The sequence below is a fragment of the Phycisphaerae bacterium genome (assembly GCA_018003015.1).
Classification (GTDB): Bacteria; Planctomycetota; Phycisphaerae; order UBA1845; family PWPN01; genus JAGNEZ01.
Window position 1 is genome coordinate 25339 of record JAGNEZ010000042.1, and the last position, 21747, is coordinate 47085.

15 protein-coding genes are annotated in these 21747 nt (G+C 62.6%); 6 read left to right on the forward strand and 9 right to left on the reverse strand.

Annotation, left to right across the window (positions count from 1 at the left end):
* The first annotated feature begins 38 nt into the window (after positions 1-38).
* Together KA354_17010 and KA354_17015 are read left to right on the forward strand one after the other, a co-directional pair.
* A complete protein-coding gene (locus KA354_17010) occupies positions 39-1064 on the forward strand; it encodes a hypothetical protein (protein ID MBP7936342.1) in 1026 nt (341 codons plus the stop codon).
* A 714-nt stretch (positions 1065-1778) separates the two neighbouring features.
* The gene (locus KA354_17015; GenBank protein ID MBP7936343.1) at positions 1779-3422 is read left to right on the forward strand and encodes a SpoIIE family protein phosphatase; all 1644 of its coding nucleotides are present in this window, start codon (positions 1779-1781) and stop codon (positions 3420-3422) included.
* 3 nt (positions 3423-3425) lie between these two features.
* On the opposite strand, the gene KA354_17020 is transcribed toward KA354_17015, so the two are convergent.
* Positions 3426-8183, reverse strand: coding sequence for an SUMF1/EgtB/PvdO family nonheme iron enzyme (locus tag KA354_17020; protein ID MBP7936344.1), 4758 nt, complete (start codon positions 8181-8183; stop codon positions 3426-3428).
* A gap of 315 nt (positions 8184-8498) precedes the next feature.
* Positions 8499-9539 carry a HEAT repeat domain-containing protein gene (locus KA354_17025; protein ID MBP7936345.1) on the reverse strand — a complete coding sequence of 347 codons (1041 nt, stop codon included), beginning with the start codon at positions 9537-9539 and terminating at the stop codon, positions 8499-8501.
* A gap of 243 nt (positions 9540-9782) precedes the next feature.
* Here KA354_17025 and KA354_17030 point away from each other — a divergent pair, with 243 nt between their 5' ends.
* Positions 9783-9992, forward strand: coding sequence for a PLP-dependent transferase (locus tag KA354_17030; protein MBP7936346.1), 210 nt, complete (start codon positions 9783-9785; stop codon positions 9990-9992).
* 416 nt (positions 9993-10408) lie between these two features.
* Here the strand turns inward: KA354_17030 and KA354_17035 are convergent, their stop codons facing one another.
* The gene (locus KA354_17035; protein ID MBP7936347.1) at positions 10409-10978 is read right to left on the reverse strand and encodes a C_GCAxxG_C_C family protein; all 570 of its coding nucleotides are present in this window, start codon (positions 10976-10978) and stop codon (positions 10409-10411) included.
* A 196-nt stretch (positions 10979-11174) separates the two neighbouring features.
* Entirely contained in the window at positions 11175-12899 is a 1725-nt protein-coding gene (locus tag KA354_17040; protein MBP7936348.1) for a hypothetical protein, read from the reverse strand.
* 617 nt (positions 12900-13516) lie between these two features.
* On the opposite strand from KA354_17040, the gene KA354_17045 reads away from it, so the two are divergent.
* Complete coding sequence (locus KA354_17045) at positions 13517-13795, forward strand: PilZ domain-containing protein (protein ID MBP7936349.1); 279 nt, start codon at positions 13517-13519, stop codon at positions 13793-13795.
* Positions 13796-13865: 70 nt separating this feature from the next.
* Here KA354_17045 and KA354_17050 read toward each other — a convergent pair whose 3' ends face one another.
* A complete protein-coding gene (locus KA354_17050) occupies positions 13866-14048 on the reverse strand; it encodes a hypothetical protein (protein ID MBP7936350.1) in 183 nt (60 codons plus the stop codon).
* Positions 14049-14574: 526 nt separating this feature from the next.
* Here KA354_17050 and KA354_17055 point away from each other — a divergent pair.
* Positions 14575-17943 (forward strand): DUF5107 domain-containing protein, encoded by a 3369-nt coding sequence (locus tag KA354_17055; GenBank protein MBP7936351.1) that lies wholly within the window; start codon positions 14575-14577, stop codon positions 17941-17943.
* Between the two features lie 17 nt (positions 17944-17960).
* A complete protein-coding gene (locus KA354_17060) occupies positions 17961-18878 on the forward strand; it encodes a metallophosphoesterase (protein MBP7936352.1) in 918 nt (305 codons plus the stop codon).
* Positions 18879-18979: 101 nt separating this feature from the next.
* Here the strand turns inward: KA354_17060 and KA354_17065 are convergent, their stop codons facing one another.
* The 4 genes from KA354_17065 to KA354_17080 all read right to left on the reverse strand — a co-directional run bounded on the left by KA354_17065 (position 18980) and on the right by KA354_17080 (position 21735).
* Positions 18980-19261, reverse strand: coding sequence for a transposase (locus KA354_17065; protein MBP7936353.1), 282 nt, complete (start codon positions 19259-19261; stop codon positions 18980-18982).
* A 172-nt stretch (positions 19262-19433) separates the two neighbouring features.
* Positions 19434-20489 (reverse strand): carbon-nitrogen hydrolase family protein, encoded by a 1056-nt coding sequence (locus tag KA354_17070; protein MBP7936354.1) that lies wholly within the window; start codon positions 20487-20489, stop codon positions 19434-19436.
* 98 nt (positions 20490-20587) lie between these two features.
* On the reverse strand, positions 20588-21121 hold the full coding sequence (locus KA354_17075; protein MBP7936355.1) for a DUF2284 domain-containing protein: 534 nt from the start codon (positions 21119-21121) through the stop codon (positions 20588-20590).
* A gap of 26 nt (positions 21122-21147) precedes the next feature.
* Positions 21148-21735, reverse strand: coding sequence for a C2H2-type zinc finger protein (locus tag KA354_17080; protein MBP7936356.1), 588 nt, complete (start codon positions 21733-21735; stop codon positions 21148-21150).
* Positions 21736-21747: the final 12 nt, after the last annotated feature.

Here is a 21747-nt window from a genome sequence, read left to right on the forward strand (position 1 = left end):
CGGGGTACAAAACTCGTTCAAGTTGCGGAGGTCGAAAGATGAGAATATCAATCCTAATTGCTGTTGCAGCGCTGGGTTTCCTTTCCTCGGCAGCGCCAGCCGGCCCAAGTACTGATTTGGACTCTTACGTTCTTTTCGCCACAGGCGAAGGGCTCGCTGACAACACCGCGCCTTTGACGTTCAAAGGGGGCAACGCGGCGGGCAGAGGCTACGTCCTCGGTGGCAATGTGGGTGTGAACCGAGCGGATGGGAACCTTGGTAACGGTACTCAGATGATCAACGTCGGGGCGAATGGCCGCTTCGTCATGTCTGAAGGAACGCTACTGGTCGGCGATTCAATTCAGCTTGGGCCTGAGGCTCTCGTCTACGACGTCTACACCAACCAGCAGGCGGGCTCCGGCTGGTCAAATCCGAACCCGGGCTACGGCGTGCAAGGAACGGTGTCGGTTTTCACGTCGCCGCTGTTCAATCCGATGCCGTCGCTCTTCGATCCCTTCACTACCACGAGCACTCTCGATGTGACGGTTGCCAAGAACACGACGTACAACGGCGGAACCCCTCTTGATCCTGGAGAATACCGGGATTTGCAGGTCATGGATGGCGCGTCCATCTATCTGACGGAGGGTACCTATACCTTCAGGCGGCTCAACACGGGCCAAAGCTTCAACCTCTTCACCGTTCCCGGAACAGTCATTCAGATCACCGGCGATAGCGACCCCAACTCACTTGACCTTCAGTTCAATGGGAACGGGAGCTTCGTCGGCTCGGCGGATTCGAACGTCGAGAGCGTTGCCTTGTTCCGCTACCTTGGTACGGACGTGAACTTCAGCGACAGCAGTACTTTCTGGGGCGTGATCCTCGCTCCGAACGCCGATATCGGTTTGGGTAGGGGTATGACCCACTACGGCCGATTCGTCTCTCGGCAGATTCACTCTGATTTCAATGACAATATCTACTACCGTCAGTTCACCCCGGGAGTCGTGGTCCCGGCCCCCGGCGCCGTGATTCTGGCGGCTCTCGGAATCGGCTTGGTGGGCTGGGTCAAACGGCACGCGGCGGGGTGATTGCCCCACGGAGCCTTGGCCACCGGGCTACGGCAGTGCGGAGGAAGATTCGCCTCCCGAAGCATGTGGAATAACGGAGGGGGCACCAGGTGCGCGGGCAGGGGCGGCCGATCAGGTTGTTCAGGTCTCGAACAACCCGTGCATTCGGAGCCCTGGCGTTGAGCCTGGTTGATGGAGGGTGCGACGGACCGGTAGTTCCGTTGCAGGTTGCGTTGGTGCTCTCAGGCAGCGGTACAACTGCGCACAGGGCATCAAGTTGTCGGCCGACCGGCTCCTTCCCGGTTCGATAGCTCATCAGCTTGAGGTCTTCGTCATGGACACCGCCCACGGTCCGCGCATAGGCCTTGTAGTCCCGTTCGCCGGGTTCCCGAGGCGCGGTCTCCTCGACCTTTAGGCAGTTCATGGAGGTTTATGCTGGTGGCTGAAGAGTTACGTCATCAGCGATATGCTCGGCTTGATCCTTGGCGTTCGGTGCGATCTCCTGGCAATACCGTGACCCCAACAGAATCGTTCCGGGCCTGACGAGTTCGGCCCTGGAATCCTCCTCGTCGGCCTGCCATGCCCCCGCGTGCTTGACGACTTTGCCGTCCTCGTACTCATCGACCTCTGTGCCAAAGCAGGACACGTTCGCGGTGCTCCGTGTAGAGGGCAAAGCGGTTCTCCGAACGAGGCGTCCTGTTTCGGTCTCCCGGTAAATCCGGTAGAGTCTATGTCATGGCGACGATCGTTGTGCGATACCCTGACGGACAGGAATTGGGCCTGGCCCTTGATTGCGACGTACTGGCGTTCGGGAAGGCGGACGGCAACGACCTGGTGCTGAACGCCCGCGGGGTCTCTCGGGAACACGGCCGGTTCTTCCGTGACCGCGACGGCCGGTGGTGGATCGAGGATCGTGACAGCAGCAACGGCACCATCGTCCAGGGGCGGCGCATCAAGAAGCGTTGTCTTGAAGACGGCGACGTGATTGTTGTCGGCCAGGTGCGCATCGTTTTCGCTGCCGACCAGCCGGAGCTGCCGCCCGAGCGGGGCAGCGTTATCAGCTTCAGTGACACCCCGGAAACTCCCGGCTCCACCGTGGCACGGCAAGCCAGCGACTTGATGGTACGCGATAGCGCCAGGCTGTCTGCGCTGTATGAGTTCGCCAGGCGGCTGATGGGGCGGCATGATGTGTCGGGCTTGATTGACGAGGCGTCGGCGACGCTCATGTCGGCACTGCACGCGCAGATGGTGGTGCTCGGGCTCACCTGCGACCCGGAGCACGAGAGCGACCGCGTTCTGGTTCGCCCCGCGGGTGCAGCGGCCGCTGAGGTGATGATCAGTCGATCTGTCCTGCGACGGACCATCGCGGGACACCAGGCGGTTCTCATTGCCGACACGAGCGCCGACCTCGACGCCCGGCAGTACGAGAGCGTTATCGCGGGCGGCATCCGGTCGGTGCTCTCCGTACCGATGGTTCGAGATGACGAGGTCATCGGATTCATCTACATGGACAATCGCCAATACGGGAGGACCTACACGGAGAGCGATCTGGAATTTGCCTGTGCGATGGGTGCAATGGTCGCCACTGCCGTTGAGAACGCCCGCTTGATCGAAGCGAAGATGGTCAAGCAACGGCTTGAGGCCGAACTGGCCGGCGCCCGGCGGGTTCAGCAGGCGATCCTGCCGTCGGTGTGGCCGCGACTGGACGGTTGGGATATTCACGGTGCCCACTTCACGTGCCGCGAGGTGGGCGGCGACTATTACGACGCCATCGTGACGGAGGACGGCCATCTCTGGCTGCTGATGGCGGATGTCTCGGGCAAAGGGGCGCCGGCCGCGCTGCTGGCCAGCCGCATGCATGCCATGACCCAGGGGGTTCTCGAGCAGTGTAATTCGCCCGGGCAGTTGCTCGCTTCGCTCAACGACTTGTTGTTGCGGCGTTCGCTGGAAGGGCTGTTCGTGACCTGCCAGGTGGTGCGGCTGTCGCCGGATACGGGTGATGCGCTGATCGCCTCCGCCGGCCACCCGTATCCGATCTACGTCGGTTCGGGAGGAGATGCTCGCTTATTGTGCGTGGACAACGGCTGTCCGCTGGGCATTCTGCACGGCACGGTCTATGGCGAGACGAGTTGGCGGTTCCCGACCGGTGAAGGAGCGATCCTGCTCTACACCGACGGCGTAACCGAAGCGTTCGGGGGTAACCTGGAGCAGTTCGGAGAAGAGCGGTTGGTGGCCGCGGCGGCATCGTGTGCCGGTCACGTGGCCCGGAAAGCGGTAGAGAATGTGCGGCGGGAGGTCGAGACATTCTGTGTCGGCCATCCGCCGAGCGACGATTTCACGCTGCTGGCCTGCCGGAAGGTGGCGGCGGTGGGCAGCTGATATTCACTTAACTGACCGCGCAGTGGAGTTGGCCAGGTCTCTGATCTCGACCTTGCGATAGCGGACGGTCCCGAGATAGGCCTCAAAGCCGATTCGACCCGGCCCGGGAGGGAGTATTGGGTACTTGAGTCCATTCCTTGACATCTTATCGAGGTCAGTATCGAGTACCACCCGGTTATTCACCGTGACGCGCAACAGACTCCCGCGCAACAGGATCACCATCCGGTTCCACTCTCCGACCGCCAAGAGTACCGCGGGGTGGTCGATGGCCAAGCCGTAGAGAGCGCCTGTCTGCCACTCGAGCGGCGTGCTTGCGTAACGCGGATCGTGATCTTCTCTGACCTGGATCTGCGGGTGCGCGGGGTCGCCGGGATTCGCGCGCAAGGCGACACCGCTGTCCGCGCCGATGGTCAGCTGAAACTCGAAGCTCAGTTCAAAGTCGGTGTACTCGCGGCGGGTCATGAGCCAGTTGAATCCCTGCGGCTGGTGGGCGGTGCCGACGAGCACGCCGTCATCCATGGACCACGCCGATGAATCGCCACTGGCCGCGAACCAGCCGGAGAGATCCTTGCCGTTGAATGCAGCGTGCAGGCGCGATGGGCCGTTCGCCTCATCCGGAATCGGGTCACTTCTTGGAAATTGAGCTCCGTTCCCCGAGGGGCTTGCCACGGCGGCAGGCTCGCTGACCACGCGCAGCCCAGATCCCCAGTTCCGGAAACTGGCTGGGAAATCAAACCGGGCGGCGACCCTGTAGACGGCCGGGGGATCGTCCCAGGCGCCCCCGCGGATCACTCGGCTCGAAGAGCTCGAGTCGTCCAGCCATGCGGACCCATCCGCGGGCGCGCCTGCGTAGTTCTCGTGATAGTGGTCCTCACACCACTCCGCAACGTTCCCAATCATGTCGTGGAGGCCGAACCCGTTCTCGCGGTAGCTGCCGACCGGGGCCGTGGTTGCGTGGCCGTCACTCCTGCTCGTGCTCGATGACCAACTCGGGTACGCCTGCCTGGGAGCCTGGTCGGCGACATTGGCCATGCGGCCCGACTGATCCATGTCGTCACCCCACCAGAATTCGGTGTCGGTACCCGCGCGGCAGGCGTACTCCCACTCGGCCTCGGTCGGCAGGCGGTACACGCGACCTTCCTTTTTGCCCAGCCATGCACAGAACGCCTTGGCATCGTTCCAACTGATGAAGGTAACCGGATGGTCATTCGTTTGCGTGAAGCCCGGCTTGCGCCAGGATGCGTCCTCGGACCAGGAGGAGTCCCCATCGGAGTTCAGTGTGTCTCCGCCCTTTCTCCCCGCCGCGAAGGAGAGCGCGCCTCCTTCGGCGTCGGTGACATAGTGCGTGTCTTCGACGAATCTTCGAAACTGGCCGACGGTGACCTCGTGGATCGCCATGTAAAAGGGAGTCCTGATTCGGACTTTGTGGTAGGGGATTTGGGTTGCGGGCCGGTTCCATTGGTCTTTCCCCCCAAATCGATCGATCAGTTCCGGAACGCTCGCTTTGCTGCCCATCATGAACTCGCCGGCCGGAATCCGCTTCAGGGACATGCCGATCGAGTTCTTGAGGGTCGTTGGCACAGCGGGTGGACTCGGCGGCACGGCCGCGGAGGGTGCGGGCTCAACCGCCGAGGGGCCGACCATCCGGAGCATATACACGTGCGTCTCATAGGCGGCGAACGGATCCGTGAAAGCTGAGTCCTTGAGCGTGAGGGTCCTCGTCTCGCCAAGCAAATCGACCGTTGGGGTTGTCCGCACGTTGAAGCGCAACCTCGGACTGACCGGCTGGTTTGAGGTGTTGATCGCGACGACGTAGAGCCGATCACCTTGGGCGTAAGCCTTGTAGTCGATCGGGTCAGTGACACCGGATGTATCCTCGACCTTCACTGCATCGAAGACCGCTCCCGTCAGAATCGCCGGGGCCAACCGTTTGAGTTCGCCGGCAATGCGGATGGACTCCTTGCGCAAATCGGCCAAGCGTGCGTCGCCCATCCCAAGGACCGCACGGAATCTGGGGTCATCGGTGTCACCCTCATAGAGCAGCGACTTGAAGCCGTCGATCAGGACACCGCCCGCGCCGCGATTGATGACCAGATAGGTCATCGCACGAATCTGAGCTGGCGTAGGACGCCCGTCGTTCCCTTGATGGGCGGGGATTAGCGCCCAGACGGGTTTCCCCCTGCCGAGTGAGACAGCCTGTTCCGTCCAGTAAGGGAGAAGGAGTATCCGGTCGCGATAGTCGAACTTCTGATATCGGAGATACGCCTCTGTGAAAGGGTTGGCCTCGATCGCCAGGATATCGCAATACTCGACGTAGTCCGGTAGCCTTGGCCATCGGTCTGGCACTGGGCATTCGAGCAGTTCCGCCGGGTGGGTGCCGTCAGCGGAGTGTATTGTGTCGTATACACGCTTGATGTCGGCTTTGGGGATTTCCCAGATGAGGGGATCCGCAGGCATGATCCATGCCAGCAGCGTGGGATCGCCACGACAGGCGCGGAGGCTGGCCTGTAAGGCATCCCAATCCGGTTTCTGACGGGTATAGCCGATCGCGCGCAACCCGTGCCGCTTGGCCTCCTCCAGGTACGGCTCGGCCTTGTCGTGGTAGACGTACGAGACGGTGTTGAAGCCCGCCCGGGCGACTTCGGCGAAGTCTGGCGGGTCGATGGATCTTGCCGCGATGACGAAGAACGGCTTGTCGTCGACTTGGATGGCGGCCGGCGGGCTGGCATGCTGGAGTGCCGGTACCGGTGCGGGCGGGGCAGCCTGCCGGCCCTTGTCAGCGGGAAGCCCCTGGGATGGTGTGACCGGCCGCGGCACTCCGTTTCCATCCGACTGAGCGATGGGTGTGGATGCCGTCGGCGGTGGCGTGATCGCCACCGGAGGCCTCCTGAGCATCGAATGCACCAGCAAGCCGACGAGGACTCCCAGCACAATCACGCTTGCCAGCACGGGGATCACGATCTGCAGGATGAGCTTCCGTCGCCACAGTGAGGCTTCCAGCTTCTTGGCGGCTTTCTTGGCTGCGACTTTCTCGCGGCGTTTCGCGATTCGGTCAATCAGATTCTGGTACTTGCCCGAACGCGATTCCGCCTCATCCAGCAAACGGCCGGCCTCGATCATCTCCCCCTGGTCGATCGCTCGGTCCGCATCCGTGATCCGCTGCAGGGCCTCGGCAAGATCCAGCGCCTGGGTGAGCTTCGCTCGCTCTCGATGATCCTCCGGAACCAGCTCCAGGGCCTCCCGCAGCAGCAGGATGGCCGCCGAATAATCCTTTCGGTCAAACAACTTGAAGCCGGCGCGGATCTTGTCTCGTCCCATTCTGGTCCGGGCGGCGCGGATGGCCTTGCGGATCGCCTGGGCTTCGGCGTTCTCAGTGTCCAGGGCCAAGGCCGCCTGGCACTTGGTTTCGGCATCAGCGAAGCGATGGGCATCGAGGTGCCGGCGAGCTTCGCCGAGTTCCGCGGCCAGCTTCCCGTTGCGGATCTCGTCTTCGGCCTTGGCGAGTTGCTCGATGGCCTCGACGTCACCGGGGGCCGAGTCGAGGATGCGCTGCCATGCCACCGCCGCCGACTCCCAGTGGCCTTCGTTTGCCGCGCTATTCGCTTCCTGTCGCCAGCCTCGGATACTCTCGATCCGCGAACGGATCAGCTCCACCTGCTTGCCGGCCCAGGCATGCTGCCCGTCGATCCGCAGAACCTGCTCGTAGCGATGAAGGGCTCCTTCCAGGTCGCCGGCCTTGAAACGCGCGTCCGCTCGACGGATCAGGGTCTCCACATCTCCGACCTTCGCTTGGGCCAGCGCTTCGCTGAAGGCGTTGATCGTCTGGTATCGTTGGCCGCGATCGGCCGACATCGCCTTCAGGACCGACTCCCGGAGCTCCTCGGGAATCTTGCTCTCCTGAACCATGCGGGGACTGATGCCCGTCAACATCTCGTAGAGTGTTGCGCCCAGCGAGTAGATGTCGGTGCGGTGATCGACATTCTTGGTGTCCTGGAGCTGCTCGGGGCTGGCGTAATCGACCGTGCCCATCATCACGCCGGTCACCGTCAGATCCTGGTCCGCGATGCCTCGTGCGAGGCCGAAGTCCACCAGCTTAGGCGTTCCCTGGGCGGTGACGAGAATGTTGCCCGGCTTGATGTCGCGGTGAATGATCCCGCGGCCGTGGGCGTAGCTCAGCGCGTTGCAGAGTTGCCGCGTGATCTCGACGGCGCGCTCCGGGTCGATTCGGCCGTCACGGGCGATCTTGCTCTTGAGATCCTCTCCTTCGATGTACTCCATCGAGATGAAGTAGCCGTCGGAGTCCTTGTCGATATCGTAGATCTGTACGATATTGTAGTGGTTGAGTACGGCGACCGATCTCGCTTCCGCCAGGAAGCGTTCCAGGGCCGAGGAGGAACCGGCGATGTTGGAGCTGATTCGCTTGATGGCCACGACTCGGCCAAGGCGGCGGTCGCGGGCCTTGAACACGATTCCCATGCCGCCCTTGCCCAGCGGTTTCAGGACCTCGTAGCGGGCCAACTCGCCGGCGGCGGGTTCTCCCGCCTCCGCGGCCAAGCCCCGCCCAAGCGAGTCGAGCAGCGACGCTCCGGCATGGGCGATGGCCGCATCCTCGCCCAGAGCGGACAGAATGGTCGTTTCGTCTTCAGCGTCGCCGGGTGGCAACTTCGAGGATGTGGCGTCCGGGGTGACCTGTGCCCCCTGATCGAGCGTCTCCGGATTGCAGGACGACGATGGTTGCTGATCGGGTGTCAACTGGCCCATAGAACTGCTCGTATTCTCCGACTGGTCGTCCCGTTACCGTTTGAGGACCATCCGTTCAGGATTGGCGGTTTCTGCCTGTCGTCGTTATACCCGCTCGTCAGGCCATCTGCTACTCGTGTGGCCGGCGCGCTCTCCGTGTGGATCATAACCAGGAATAGTGGCGAGCGCACGTAGTACCGATCGATTACCCGCGAAGGTCGGCGTGGTCGTGGAACCGGCGGATATTGAGAAAGCCGTCCTTGCCCCAGCCCACCTGGTCCGCCCGTACCCGAAGCCCTCGTCGTTCAACGCGCTCCACTACCTTTGTCTTGACCGCTAATCATCCTCCCGCTGGTTGTGATGATCTTCCAGCGGCTTGGCAGCCCGAGGATCGTCGATCTCGCGCAGTACTTTGGCGGCAGCCTGGCGCACATCTGGACTGGCATGCTTGAGCATCCCGATGAGCGGCTCCACTGCCGCAGGGTCGCCGAGGTGAGCCAGTGCCTCGGCAACGGGCCACCGCATCTCCCGGTCTTCCCTCTGGAGCACCGAGATGAGTGGCTTAACGGCACGGGTGTCGCCGAGTTGGCCCAACGCCTTGGCGGCGATTTCGCGAATCCGCAGAGGCCCATCCTGGAGAACTGCAATGAGTGGCTCGACGGCGCGAGAGTCGCCGATCTGGCCCAGCGACTTGGCGGCGAGACAGGTCAAATTCGGGTGCCCATCCTGGAGAAGCCCAATGAGCGGCTCCACGGCGCGAGAATCGCCGATCTGGCCCAGCGCGTCGGCAGCGAGACGGCGCAAATGCAGGTCGCCATCCTGGAGCGCCGCCATGAGCGGCTCGACGGCGCGAGAGTCGCCGATCTGGCCCAGGGCGTTCGCAGCAAGACGGCGCACGTTCGGGTTTCCGCGCTCGATCACCGCAGTGAGTTGGTCAACGGCAGGGGCGCCGATTCTGACGAGCGCCTGGACATCTCCGATTTTGATGAGTGATTCGATAGCGACCTGGCGCATCTCCGCATCCTGACTCGCTGCAATCAGTGGATCGACGGCGCGGAGATCGCGGATCTCGCCTAGCCCTTCGGCAGCGGCCCTGCGCGCATCCGGACCAGCATGCCGGAGCACTGCGACGAGAGAGGCGACGGATGGCGCGCCGATTTTGACGAGCGCCTTGGCGGCAGCCTCGCGCACATCCGGAGGCCCATCGCGGAGCACCGCAATGAGCGGTTCGACAGATGCCGAACCGATTCTGACGAGGGCTTTGGCGGCGGCGGTGCACAGATTCGGGTCCTTCCTGTATGCCAACGATTTGGCCAGACCTTTGACATCATGCCTGGCGAACATCTTCTCAATATCAGGTGGTCCGAACAGCCACATGTCGCGTCATCCTTTCTAGGGCAGGAGAAGCGGGATCAGAGGGTCAGGTTGGATTCTGCTACAACCTCCAGCCTTCTCTCCGTCACTTGCCCCGGTGCAGGCTCTGTCGAAGCCAGACCGCATCCCAGCCTCACCGCCCAACATGGTCCATCGTACCCAAAGACCGCTCCGGGCACCATCCAATCCGGCTGAAAGCTGATCATTGAAGACCGCATCTGCAACGCCCCCGAACAGAAGAAGGGAGTGGAGGAGTGGGTCACCGGCGGCGTCCTCGATCCGCTGAGCTGCTACCTACTCATCCGCGGGCTCAAGACCTCGGACTTGCGGATGGAGCGGTTGAACGGCGTGGTCATGAGGGCGTTTCAGTGGCGGGAGAGACCCCCCAGGTCAGACGCGTCTACTAACCCGGGCTACCCAGCCACCGGCGCCACGGGATCGCCCGCCGCCAGATGAGGGGCTTCGGGGTCCAGTTCCTTTGTTCACACTCATCCAGAATTGTGTTAGGTTTGTCTTCTTGGTCCACAGGCTTGATGCAGAAGTGTGGTCCTGGTGCCGAAGTGGAAGGTGGGATCGTGAAGCCTACGACGAAACCGAGCACCACACCCACGCGGGCGAGGGAATGACCATGATCAGACAGCCTTGAGGCATGAGATCATCGACGTTGGCAGTGGGTGTGAAAAAACGCGGAGGTGAGGAGCATGGTTGAACAAGACGTATCAGAGCAGTCGGCTGCGGTGATGCAAAAGCTTGACGCAGACTGGGAGCGGCGGAAAGCGGCAGCTTTACGGTCGCTCGTTGAGTCGCCGTTGGACCGCTGGTTGCGAAGGCGAAGGTGATGGGGGCATTGACGGAGAATCCTCGCTTCCCCGTCAGGTGCGCCGGCCAAAGCGTATCCTCTTGGGATGCTCGACGATCGGAGCTATCAGCGTGGCCAGCATCGTTCCGGCATCCTTGCCAATGTCCTTACAGCTTTCAGCGAGCTTGCCCCCCTGGCGTGCCTCACCAATCTCGCGGCACCGCAATGGCCGTTTCTTCTTCCACTCTTCGGTAAATGCCTTGCGGAGCGGATTGGCCACCGACCTCCCGTCCGGCCGGCCGGCGCAGGTTAACCCAATGGTCATCAGCCCACCGCAGTAGTAGCCGCAGTGGTCGCCCATTCCCATCCCGCCGCCGAAGAGTGCAGCCACGCATACCAGTTCCGGGGGTTCGTCGAGGTATTCAAGGCCGGCGGCCAACATTGCCTCGGCGCAATTCTTGCCGCCTGCGCCAAGATTCGTCGCTGCGAGTTCGCCAAGGTCGGGTCGCTTCGTTGGTTGGCTCGACGGCCCCGTTGTAGCGTTCTGGGATGCCGACACCTCGCCTGCATGCAGAGCCGACAGGGACCCGAGGACTGCGCCGGCGGTTCCCAGGAACGTTCGTCGATTGCAGCGCTTGTTCACGGCGTTCTCCTTTGCAGATACGTCTCGCATGCCACTATGCTAACGGGAGGTGGCCAAGAGCGAGAACTTACCCGCCTGCGTATGCTGACCGCCAATTCGCCCGCCAGGACATCGCCGCACGGCCCCAAGGCCGGACTCATCCACGTTGGTGTCGTGGCCGAGGTCCGGCGGCTCACTGCAACGGCTGGGATCGCGGCTACTTCCGGGTGATTTCCAGCACGCTCCAGAGGCCCATCTCCGGAATGGTCAGCGCATCCTGCGTGATCGGCAGGATCCGTGGCTGGGTATCCGGCGCGAACCATCGGGCCTCAGCGGCTCCGGTCACGCCGAGCGCCGCCAGGTCCGCCCGCAACCGGACGTTCTTCAGGGGCCTAACGCCGTCTGACCCGGCGTCGTAGTCCCGGTTGACCAGATGAACGACGGCGGCACCCGGTTTCACCCGTGGCAGAATGCGAAGCGGCCCCGGCGATTCGCAGCGTACGGCGGGCATAACCTTTGCGATGGCCGCATCAAGGTCCTTGAGTCTTTTTGACGGATCCACGGCGGTCAAGGTCCTTTGATCGGCCGGGGTGAAATCTCGGGGCTCCAACACCAGCAGGTAAGCGGCCGAAGCCAACTCCGCGGCAGGCAGCGGATGACCCACCACCTCGTCGCTGCCCAACGCCAGCCGGTACGAGATGTTGGCGGCCGACAGACGCTGACACGGGCTGGTCAGCTTGCGGGAGTCCCGGTCGAAGGTCCGGTGCGACAACGCCACGGTGAGGTCCGCGTGGTTCTGGAACTCATCGAAGAGGAACGCGTTCTGACGCACGAAGCGATAGAGCGGGGCGAATTTCTCCTTCGGCCCTTCGTACCAGTGCGTGCCCTTCTCGGCCGTGTGGCACCACTGCCGATGAGGGGCCATGAGGCAGTGGCCCGCGGCATACCCCATCACAATCCAGCCCTGAACCAGCCCGGGCAGGTTCCGCTCCTTGATGAAGGCCCAATCTTCGCCGCTCGCGGTAGCGGCCAGGGGGCGGCCGACGGCATCGGCCAGCCGGTAGGCCACCAAGGGGTCGTCGCTGAACCGCCGGGTTTCGGCGTGGTGCAGGATTTCAGCACTGAACAGGTCGAGGCTCTGGTAGTCGTTCAGATGGTGCGGCCAGAGCAGGCCCGCGTTGGCCCCCATCGGCACCGGCCGTCCGGCGGTCTTGGCGGCCAGAGCGCGGAGTTCGGCCATGAATGAGGCCGCACCCCGCAACTGGTAGACACACAAGTGATTCCAGAGCGGGTGTTGCTGGACGGTTCGGCCTGCCTTCTCGGCGACCCACGCCCGGAGCATGTTGCGGCAGTTGAAGCTGCCGGCATCCTTCACACCCAGGCGACCAAGTTCTTCCGGGGGCAGGCTCTTCAGGTAAGCGGGGAATTCCTCGACGCAGCGGTCGCAGAAGCAGCCGCCTTGCCAGAGGCCGCCGGCCGTGCCCAGATGATCGTCGATGTGCACGCCGTTGGCGCCTGCCTTGACCGTGGCGGCCACTCGTTCCGAGAGATACTGCCGGAACAGCGGCTGGCGCGTGCAGCACCACCAGAAGGGCACGCCTTTGTGCTGGAGGTCCACCAACCACGGCACCTTGTAGGGTTTACCCTCAATGTCCCGGCAGAGGCCCTGTTCATACGTTTGTGGAAAACGCTCGTAGTAACGGCCGAACTCGGTAACCATGCCGACGCTGCCGAAGAAGCGCAGCCCCCGGGCCTCGGCCAGCGACTGCGGCGTCGGCTCTCCGCCCCAGGCCAAGAACGTGGCGCCATAGTCCTCGTACGTCTGCCGCGACGCCTGGTACATGAATACGACGTCAGACCGTTTCAGAATCTGGATCTGCGCTTGCGCGGTGTCCACGCAAGTCCACAAGATGCCCAGGACGGCCGCGATCGATGCTCTCATGCGCTCACCCCACGCAAGAACCGGACCGAATCCGCCAATGACATGATTGGCAGTACCGGCGGTGAGCCTATCGAGTTGGCAGACCATTCGCAATCCGCAGGCAGGAGAGCACGCGGCCATCATCAGGGACGCGATCAACTTCCCCCAAGGCGAGACTCGAAGCGCCGTCATCAAGGTCCAGCACAACTGCACATCGGATCGAAGGCAGTTCAGGAAACTCGATGACGTGCCAAAAGGAAAGCCAGTGTCCAGCAGGTGCGTCCTCTCCGGAGGAATGCTGCAAGCCTTGCTCGAGCTCAGTTCTTGGTGCGTCTACAAGGCGTCGTCCAGGCAACGCAGAATGGGGAAGTTGGGGTGAGAGAAGAGTTCTGTCTTCCGCCGGGAGAGGGGGAGCAGAAAACTCGTCGGAGGGGGATGGCCGCTGGCCGGCGTTTGGCGTACACTGGGGCATCATAGGGATGGGTTGAGCTGAGGGCCCACGGGTCATGGACAACGCTCAGGCGGCGCTCAGGACGCAGGATGAATGGCTCAAGGTTCTGGCATAGTACCAGCAGCTCGGCTGGGGCACGCACTATCCGCGGGAACGCAGAACACGGAAGCGAGCGCAGCTTCGGGCGGTGGCGCGGCTGACGCATCTGGGCGACGACGGGCGGGAGGAACAGGTCGACAACGTGACCCATCAGGTGCTCGACGTCTCAGACGGCAGCGTGGCGATTCACAGCTATCGCAAGATCGTGCCGGGGACGCGGCTTGCCGTCGACATGAACGTCGGCGACCGCAGATTGAGGCTGTTGGGCAAGGTGATTCGTTGCGCGGGCAACCTGGGCACCGTTCGCGTGGGGATCGCCCTGGAGTTCGGCGCCAGCGATGACAAAGAGGCGGCCGATGGCGGATGATCGGCGCCTCCAGACATCCCCCGCGGTTTCGAGATCCGCCGGCGGGTGCACGTCGGGTTGCGTTTCATCGCTATCCCGTCGTCCCCCCCAGTAGGCCGGCCTGGATCGCGGTTGTCAGGACCGAGATCAGGCCAGGCACGACCTCGGTCTTCAGTTGATTCATCACCTCTTCGTTGCAGCCGGCCGAGGTCAACAACAGCATGCCGCCGAACGACACCATCATGCCGAACCGATACAGGCTGTTCCGGATCATCGAACGCTCCTTTTCGATACTGCTCGATACAGTGTCATGTACCGACCCCGTGATCGGCACCAGCGACGGTTTTGGGTATGCCGGTCGCCAACGATCAACGCGACAAAGAAGACGGCAACCCGCAGCGCCGGGTAATTGAGAATAGAGAAGTGAGAATTGACCAAGCTGGGCACTCCATCGGACTGCCCCAAGCTTGTCGGCGGTGATTGCCGGAAGGCGACGGTTCTCGCCGAGCGACGCCCGAGTTGCCCGGTCCAGTTGTGGATTCTGTAGGCTACGGGTGCAACTTGCTGCATTCCTTCAGGAAAGGCCGTTTCTGGCCAGGATCGAAGGGGGGAGAATCGGCTTGTGTTTCGGTATGGCGGTTCATCGGTATCATGGTGTGGTTGCTGACGTGTGGCCAACGGTGATGTCACGACGGACGGGCCGAGCCTAGCCGTGGGGCGTACACATGAGCGAGGGGCCTATCCCGTCGTCGAGAGCGAGGCGAGTCAGTCAACGGTTCTCAGGATCGCAGGAGTCAGGCATGAGCGTGCATCTTGGCGGGACTGTGCGTCGGGTTCTGTACGGCTTCGCCCTCGGTTTGTGTTCCTGTGCGGTCGGGCGAGCGCAGGTCAAGGCGTGGGAAGAGCCGATGGTGATTCCCACGTACGAGATTGGGGCGCCGGACCCCGATCCGATGTTCTATGCCCAGGACGCGTATCAGGGGGCGCAGAAGCGGATCTATCCCTACCCGGTTCAGGACCAGCTCACGCACGACCGGGTGGACAAGACGTACACGGCCCTCAACCTGGAGAACGAGTACATCACGCTGATCGTGCTACCGGAGATCGGCGGGCGCTTGTTCGCGGCGACGGACAAGACCAACGGCTACGATTTCATATACCGCCAGCACGTGATCAAGCCCGCGCTCATTGGCATGCTGGGGGCGTGGATCTCCGGCGGCATCGAGTGGTGCGCTTTTCACCATCACCGCAACACCACTTTTCTGCCGGTGGACTACACGCTGGCCGAGAACGCCGACGGCAGCCGAACGATCTGGTTCGGCGAGACTGAGCGGCGGCACCGCATGCGCTGGTTGGTCGGGCTGACGCTTTACCCCGACAAGTCGTATGTGGAGGCGACGGTCAAGTTCTTCAACCGCACGCCCCAGGCGCATTCGATTCTCTACTGGGCCAACGTGGCCGTACGGGTCAACGATGACTACCAGATCATCTTTCCGCCGAGCGTGCAGGTCGCGACCTACCACTCGAAGATCGATTTCACACCGTGGCCAATCGGGCGTGGCCGATATCGGGGGAGTGAATACACCGGCCTGGACATCAGTTGGTGGAAGAATTCGGTCGAGCAGAATTCGTTCTTTGCGTGGAACCTGCGCGAGGACTTCATGGGCGGGTACGACCATGGCCGTCAGGCGGGGATCGTGCACGTTGCCGACCACCATCTTGTGTGCGGAGCCAAGTTGTGGGAGTGGGGCACGGGGCCGGGCGGGCGAGCCTGGGACAAGATCCTGACCGATACCGATGGTCCGTACGCCGAGCTGATGGTTGGGGCGTGGTCGGACAACCAGCCGGACTACAGTTGGATCAAGCCGTACGAGACGAAGGTCATCAAGCAGTACTGGTATCCGGTGCGCGGGATCGACGGTTTCAAGAACGCGAATCTCAACGCGGCGGTCAACCTGGAGCTGAAACCGGGGAACACGGTGGCGGTGGGCTTCCATGCAACGTCGCCGCGCATCGGCAGGGTTGAACTGACCGCCGGCGGCAAGAGCCTGCTCGGAGAAGAGATCACGATTTCGCCCGATCGTCCTTTCACACGCGAGATCGCCGTGCCTGAGGGCACCAAAGCGAGCGATTTGCGGGCTGCATTGCGAGACCGAGACGGTACGGTGCTGGTGTCGTATCAGCCCGTCGAGCGTGAGCCGGTTAAGGAGCTGCCCCGGCCGGTCACACCGCCGCCGAAGCCACAGGACATCAAGACGACGGAGGAGCTGTACCTCACCGGGCTGCGGGTCGAGCAGATTCACAGCCCAAGCCTCGATCCGCTGAGCTACTATGAGGAGGCGCTCAAACGGGACCCGGGCGACGTGCGATCGAACATCATGCTGGGCATCAACTGCAACAAGCGCGGCCTGTACATGGACGCGGAGAAGTACTTGCGGAAGGCGATCGAGCGCCTCGCGGCTGAATACACCCGGCCGGGCAATACTGAGGCGTACTACCAACTCGGGTTGGCCTTGCGGGCTCAGGGCAAGTTGGACGAGGCGTACGAGACTTTCTACGGGGCAACCTGGGATCAGGCCTTTGTGTCGGCGGCGTATCATCAGCTCGCGGAGCTGTCCTGCTGCCGGCGGCAGTTCGACAAGGCCCTTGAGCAGATCAACGATTGCCTGGCCGCCAATGCGATGGACACGCGGGCTTGCTGTCTGAAGGCGGCGATTCTGCGCCAGACGGGCCATGCCGAAGAACGAAGAAATGAGATGGCGGCCGTTCTCAAGGACGATCCGCTGAATTTCCGAGCGGCGAATGAACTGATATCGGCGAACGACGCGCTGGCGGGTCTTCACGATGGCGATCCCTTGCCGGCCGAGCCGCGTGCGAAGCTGCGCCGGCTGATGCGCGACGACATACAGGCATACTTGGAGCTGGCGGCAGACTACATGAGTTGCGGGATGCGGGAGAACGCTCTGGAGATTCTGTCGCGCCCGGTTGAGCAGAAGATCCCTTTCGTCAGCACCTACCCACTGCTGCACTATTACCTGGGCTACCTGTGCGAGCAGCAAGGGGCGAAGGACGAGGCTCGCCGGCATTACGCAAAGGCGTCGAAGATGCCGAGCGACTACTGCTTCCCGTTCCGACTGGAGGATCTGGACGTGCTCAATGCGGCCATCGTGGCAGACCCGTCCGACGCCCGCGCACACTACTATCTGGGCAACCTGCTGTACGAACTTCAACCGGAGCGGGCGATTCCCTGCTGGGAAAAGGCGCGGGAATTGGACGGCGGGTTTGCGATGGTTCACCGCAATCTGGGCTGGGCGTACCACCGGGTCCAGAAGAACATGGCCGCCGCGATCGAGAGCTACGAGAAGGCGATCGGCTGCAACCGGCTGGACCCCCGGCTGTTCTATGAGCTCGATGTGCTCTACGAGATGGACAACGCCAATCCAGCCAGACGTCTGAAGGCTTTGGAGCAGAATCATGAGACCGTGCGCCGCCGGCAGGACGCGCTGCTCCGCGAGATCATGGTCTTGGTGTTGACCGGCAACTACGACTGGGCGATCGAGTATCTGGCCAACAATCGGTTCCACGCACGCGAAGGGGCTGAGAGCATTCGCGATGTGTACGCCGATGCTCACTTGCTCAAGGGACTGGAGTTCATGAAGGCGAAGAACCCGGCCGAGGCTCTGGCCGAGTTTCGGAAGGGAGGCGAGTATCCGGAGAATCTCGCCGTGGGCCGCCCGCGACATGACCGGCGAGGCCCGCAGGTGGCGTATCTGATGGGCACCGCCGAGGACGCGCTTGGCGAGGCCGCCAAGGCGAAAGATTGTTACGGACGAGCGGCCGATCAACAGGGTGTGTCCGACTGGCCGGAGGCCCGATACTACCAAGCGTTGTCGCTGGCCAAGCTGGGCAAGGAGAGAGCGGCCCGAGAGGCGTTTGCGGCGTTGGTGGAAGACGGCAGAAAGAGACTGACCCGGGTGGAGGATACCGATTTCTTCGCGAAATTCGGCGAGCAGGAGACCAAGCGGGTTCGCACGGCCGACGCCTATTACGCCATCGGACTGGGATTGCTTGGCCAGGGTGAGGCTGACAGCGCCCGGCGGGAGTTCGAACAGGCGGTCAAACTCAACGCGAGCCACGTGTGGGCGCGGTATCAGTTGGCCGGACGATGAGAACGGGGGAGTCCTGCATGGATGACGAGATGATCGGGTTTCGAGAATCGCCGACGCGGCGAGCAGTCTTACAGCGTGCTTCGCTTCTGGCCGCCGGCGCGGCGGGTGTGACGTGGCCGGGGTGTTCTCACCCGCACCGCGATGACACGTCGCGTCGAGGTCCGTTGCGAATCGGTCTGGTGGCCGACGTTCACTATGCCGACAAGGACTCCGCGGGAAACCGGCACTACCGAGACAGCATCGCGCGGTTGTCCGCGGCCGTGGTGCATTTCAACGAGTTGAAGGTGGATCTCGTCGTCGAACTCGGTGACTTCATCGACGGGGCCGATTCGGTGGAGCAGGAGCTGGGCTATCTGGGGCGAATCGAGTCGGTCTTCGCACAGGCTCGCTGCCCGCGACATCATGTTCTGGGCAACCATTGCGTCCACACGCTGACGAAGCGGCAGTTCCTGGCACAATGCGGGCAACGCCGGTCGTACTATTCGTTCGACGTCGGCGGATTCCACTTCGTGATCCTGGACGCTTGTTTCCGGGAGGATGGCGAGCCCTACGGTGACGGCCACTCCATCTGGACCGATTCCAACATTCCGCCGGCCGAGCTTGAATGGTTGACGCAAGACCTGGCCGCGGCAAGGTATCCGGTCTTCGTCTTCGTCCACCAGCGTCTGGATGTCGACGATAACTACGGCATTCGGCAGCGAGCCGAAGTGCGCAGGCGACTGGAGGCGTCGGGCAAAGTGCGGGCGGCGTTCCAGGGGCACAACCACAAGAACGATTTCAGGATGATCAACGGTATCCACTACTGCACGCTGCCGGCCATGGTCGAAAGTGACGGCAACGCTTACGGCCTGTTGACGCTTGAAGTAGGCGGGGCCATGCGCATCGACGGCTTCGGTCGGCAGGAGAGCCGAGACTTCGAGCCGTCGCAGGCGTAACGACGCGTGTGTGGGACCGGGGCTGCGAAGGCAGAACCCGCCGGTGATGCCCGGCGAGATTCCATCGGCGCGGGCCCTGAGCGAGTGCCGGCAATGCCAAGTCAATTCGGTTTGCTGGCCTGCTGATTTTTTGCGGCCACCACCGTGACCGGTGCAATCTGCTCCAGATCCTTGAGGAGCTCAGCGGCCGGGCCGACGACCACGATGGCCAGCTTGGAGACGTCGATCCTGCTCGCCACCACGCGGGTGGCGGGGAGCATTTCGTAATCCTTGCTCATCCGCCGGTGTCGGCCCAGCCAGCCGAGCGTACGCTCGACGATCCATCGTTTCGGCAGCACCGCGAAGCCTGCAACATCGTCGCTGCGCTTGACGATCTCCAGCACCCAGCCGCCGAACTTCCTGGTCTACTCCACCAGCTTGCCCGCGTAGCCGCCGTCGGCCCAGATCAGCTTCAACCGCGGGTACACGCCGCGGATCTTGCGAATCGCCAACTTGGCTCCGTCGCGATCCTGAATGCTGGCCGCGTGCACCACCATTGTTCACCCATCTGATTCTTCATTCTGAGTGGTTGCCTGTGGTCGCCCCAAGATGCTTCCGACGCACTTCACGGGCGCGATCCAGGTACGAATCGAGTGTTTCGATCTCGAACTCCCGGATCATGTCCTGGATCGACCTCTCAGGGTGGAGCGAGAACAGGAGGAAGACCGCTTCGGGGCTGGCCGTATCTGCGCTGGCCAACGGGCCGTATTTCTCCTTCATCCGCCGAACGCGGTCGGCATTGTAGTCGATGTGGACGATCTGGCTATCGAGATTGACCCGGGTGAAGATGATTCGCCCGTATTGGCTGGACTCGGCCAAGGTGCGGCCCAGCGGGTCAACAATAACGCCGTTCTCATTGGGTACGGCGCTGGCGATGAAGCACTGGTTCCGCATCGCCGCCGCCGGGATCAATCTGCCGCCCCGAAACGCCGACAGGAAACAGAGCAGCTTCGTGCCGCGCTGCTTGTATTCCGCGAGCAATTCCGGGAAGTTCAGGTCGAAGCAGATCAAGGCTCCGATTCGACCGAAATCCGTGTCGAAGACCACCGCCCCCCGACCGGGAAGCACACCATCCTCCATTTCGCCAATCGTGGGAAACGCCTTGTCATAGCAGCCCGCGACCTTACCCTGCCGGTCAACCAGCACGGCGCTGTTGTACCGACCCTGGCCTTTCGGCCCTTTGCGCCAGTAGCTGCCCATAATGTACGCCCGGTGTTGTTTGGCCTTGCGAGCGAGGAACTGCGTGATAGGTCCGGGCTCAGGCAGCGGCTCCGACTGGGCGTCTTTCTCAGTGCGGCTGGCGGAAGGGGCCGAGTTCTGCATGCAGCCTTCGGTCAGCAGGATCAGGTCCGGCCGGTCAAGCGCCGCAGCGTCGATCAGCTTGTCCATCTCAGCGATGCTCCGACCAGCCGGGTGGCAGATGCACGAAACGCCTACCCGGCGAGAGTGGGACGGTTCGCCTTTCTGATCGTCCTTGGCGGGCTGGGTCTCCGCGCCATGGGCCGCCAGACCAAGGCCAAGGATCATCACCGCAACCGCCATCCGACCACATTCACCTTTGCACCATGCCATGATGAAGATCTCCGGCTTTCTGTCACTTGGACCGCCTAATCTGAGCCAAGCGAGACTATCGCGTGTGTGGAACGGTGCTGAAGCACGCGCTTAGAAAGTCACTCGACCAGGAGGAGCCCGTAGTAGTTCTGCTTGCAGTGTCGACTGGTCACGACCTCGATGGGAAATCCGGCCGCCCTTGCCGTCCCAAACACGTCGATTCCGCAAGCCTCCATTGCTGGTCTCGCCTGATCAGGATGCCGACATCCCTTCTCGAACGCGCAGGTCGGGCAGAGCTGGCAGGGACCGCAGGCAAAACCGAAAGCCTTGTAGAGCCCGCCCAGAAAGGCCGTTCGCTCAAGCCGGGCGACCAGGGGCCGCACATCTGTATACGCATCACAGTGGATCAGGATCGCCCGCTTGTATTCGTCGAGCACTCGGCGGGTTTCTTCCGGAACGGGTGAATGAGGCGGACAGAGAAGACTGGCCCCGTAGCCGTCGCAGCCGAAGCGGCACTTCCACCGGACCCAGGCACTGGTGAAGACCTTCCGGGTCGAGATCACCTTGGCATCCAGCGCCCCGAGTGAGACTGCCTGCTTGCGGAGCGAGTCAAGGGGGCTTTTCCGCTTCGGTTTGCTCCTTGCTCTCGCCATTGCAGCAACTCCTGACCAGGCGGCTCTCACGCCGCCGTATACCGGCTTCCTTGAGTCCCCTTGATCTCCTCCCTTTTCAGCTTCTTCTGCTTGGACAGTTGGCTCAGCGTGGTGTCTGCGGTCGCCCCACGTCCTTCCGACTTCCACTGCTTGTTGATCTCGGCAGACGTGGCACCCAACTTGCCCTTGCCTTTCACGAAGTCGAGGACGGACTGAATACCGCTCTTTGCGAAAGTGCCGCCCTTCCAGCGTCGTCCCTTGCAACCAGCAGCCGCCGGTCTTCCGGGTTTACGCCCTGGCTTCCGTCCCGGAGGGCGACCACGACGCTTCCGTTCTGGGAGCTGGATGCCGTACTTCTCGAACAGAGCATCGATCTTGGCGATGGCATCCACATGCTCCCGTCGCTGGGCTTGGAGCTTGTCGATCATCGCAACAAGCGCGGCTGCAAGACCGTCACTGGCCGTTCCCCTCACCTTTTTCGTCGGTCTTGCCTTGGCGGCGGGCGGCGTTTTCGACTGGCCGTGGATGGTGGTCATGTGCCGGCCGAGGTGCATGGCCATCTTGAACGCCTTACCGCACTCGGAACATCTGAACCCGGTTTTCTTGCGGGGCATGTGGGGGCTCCT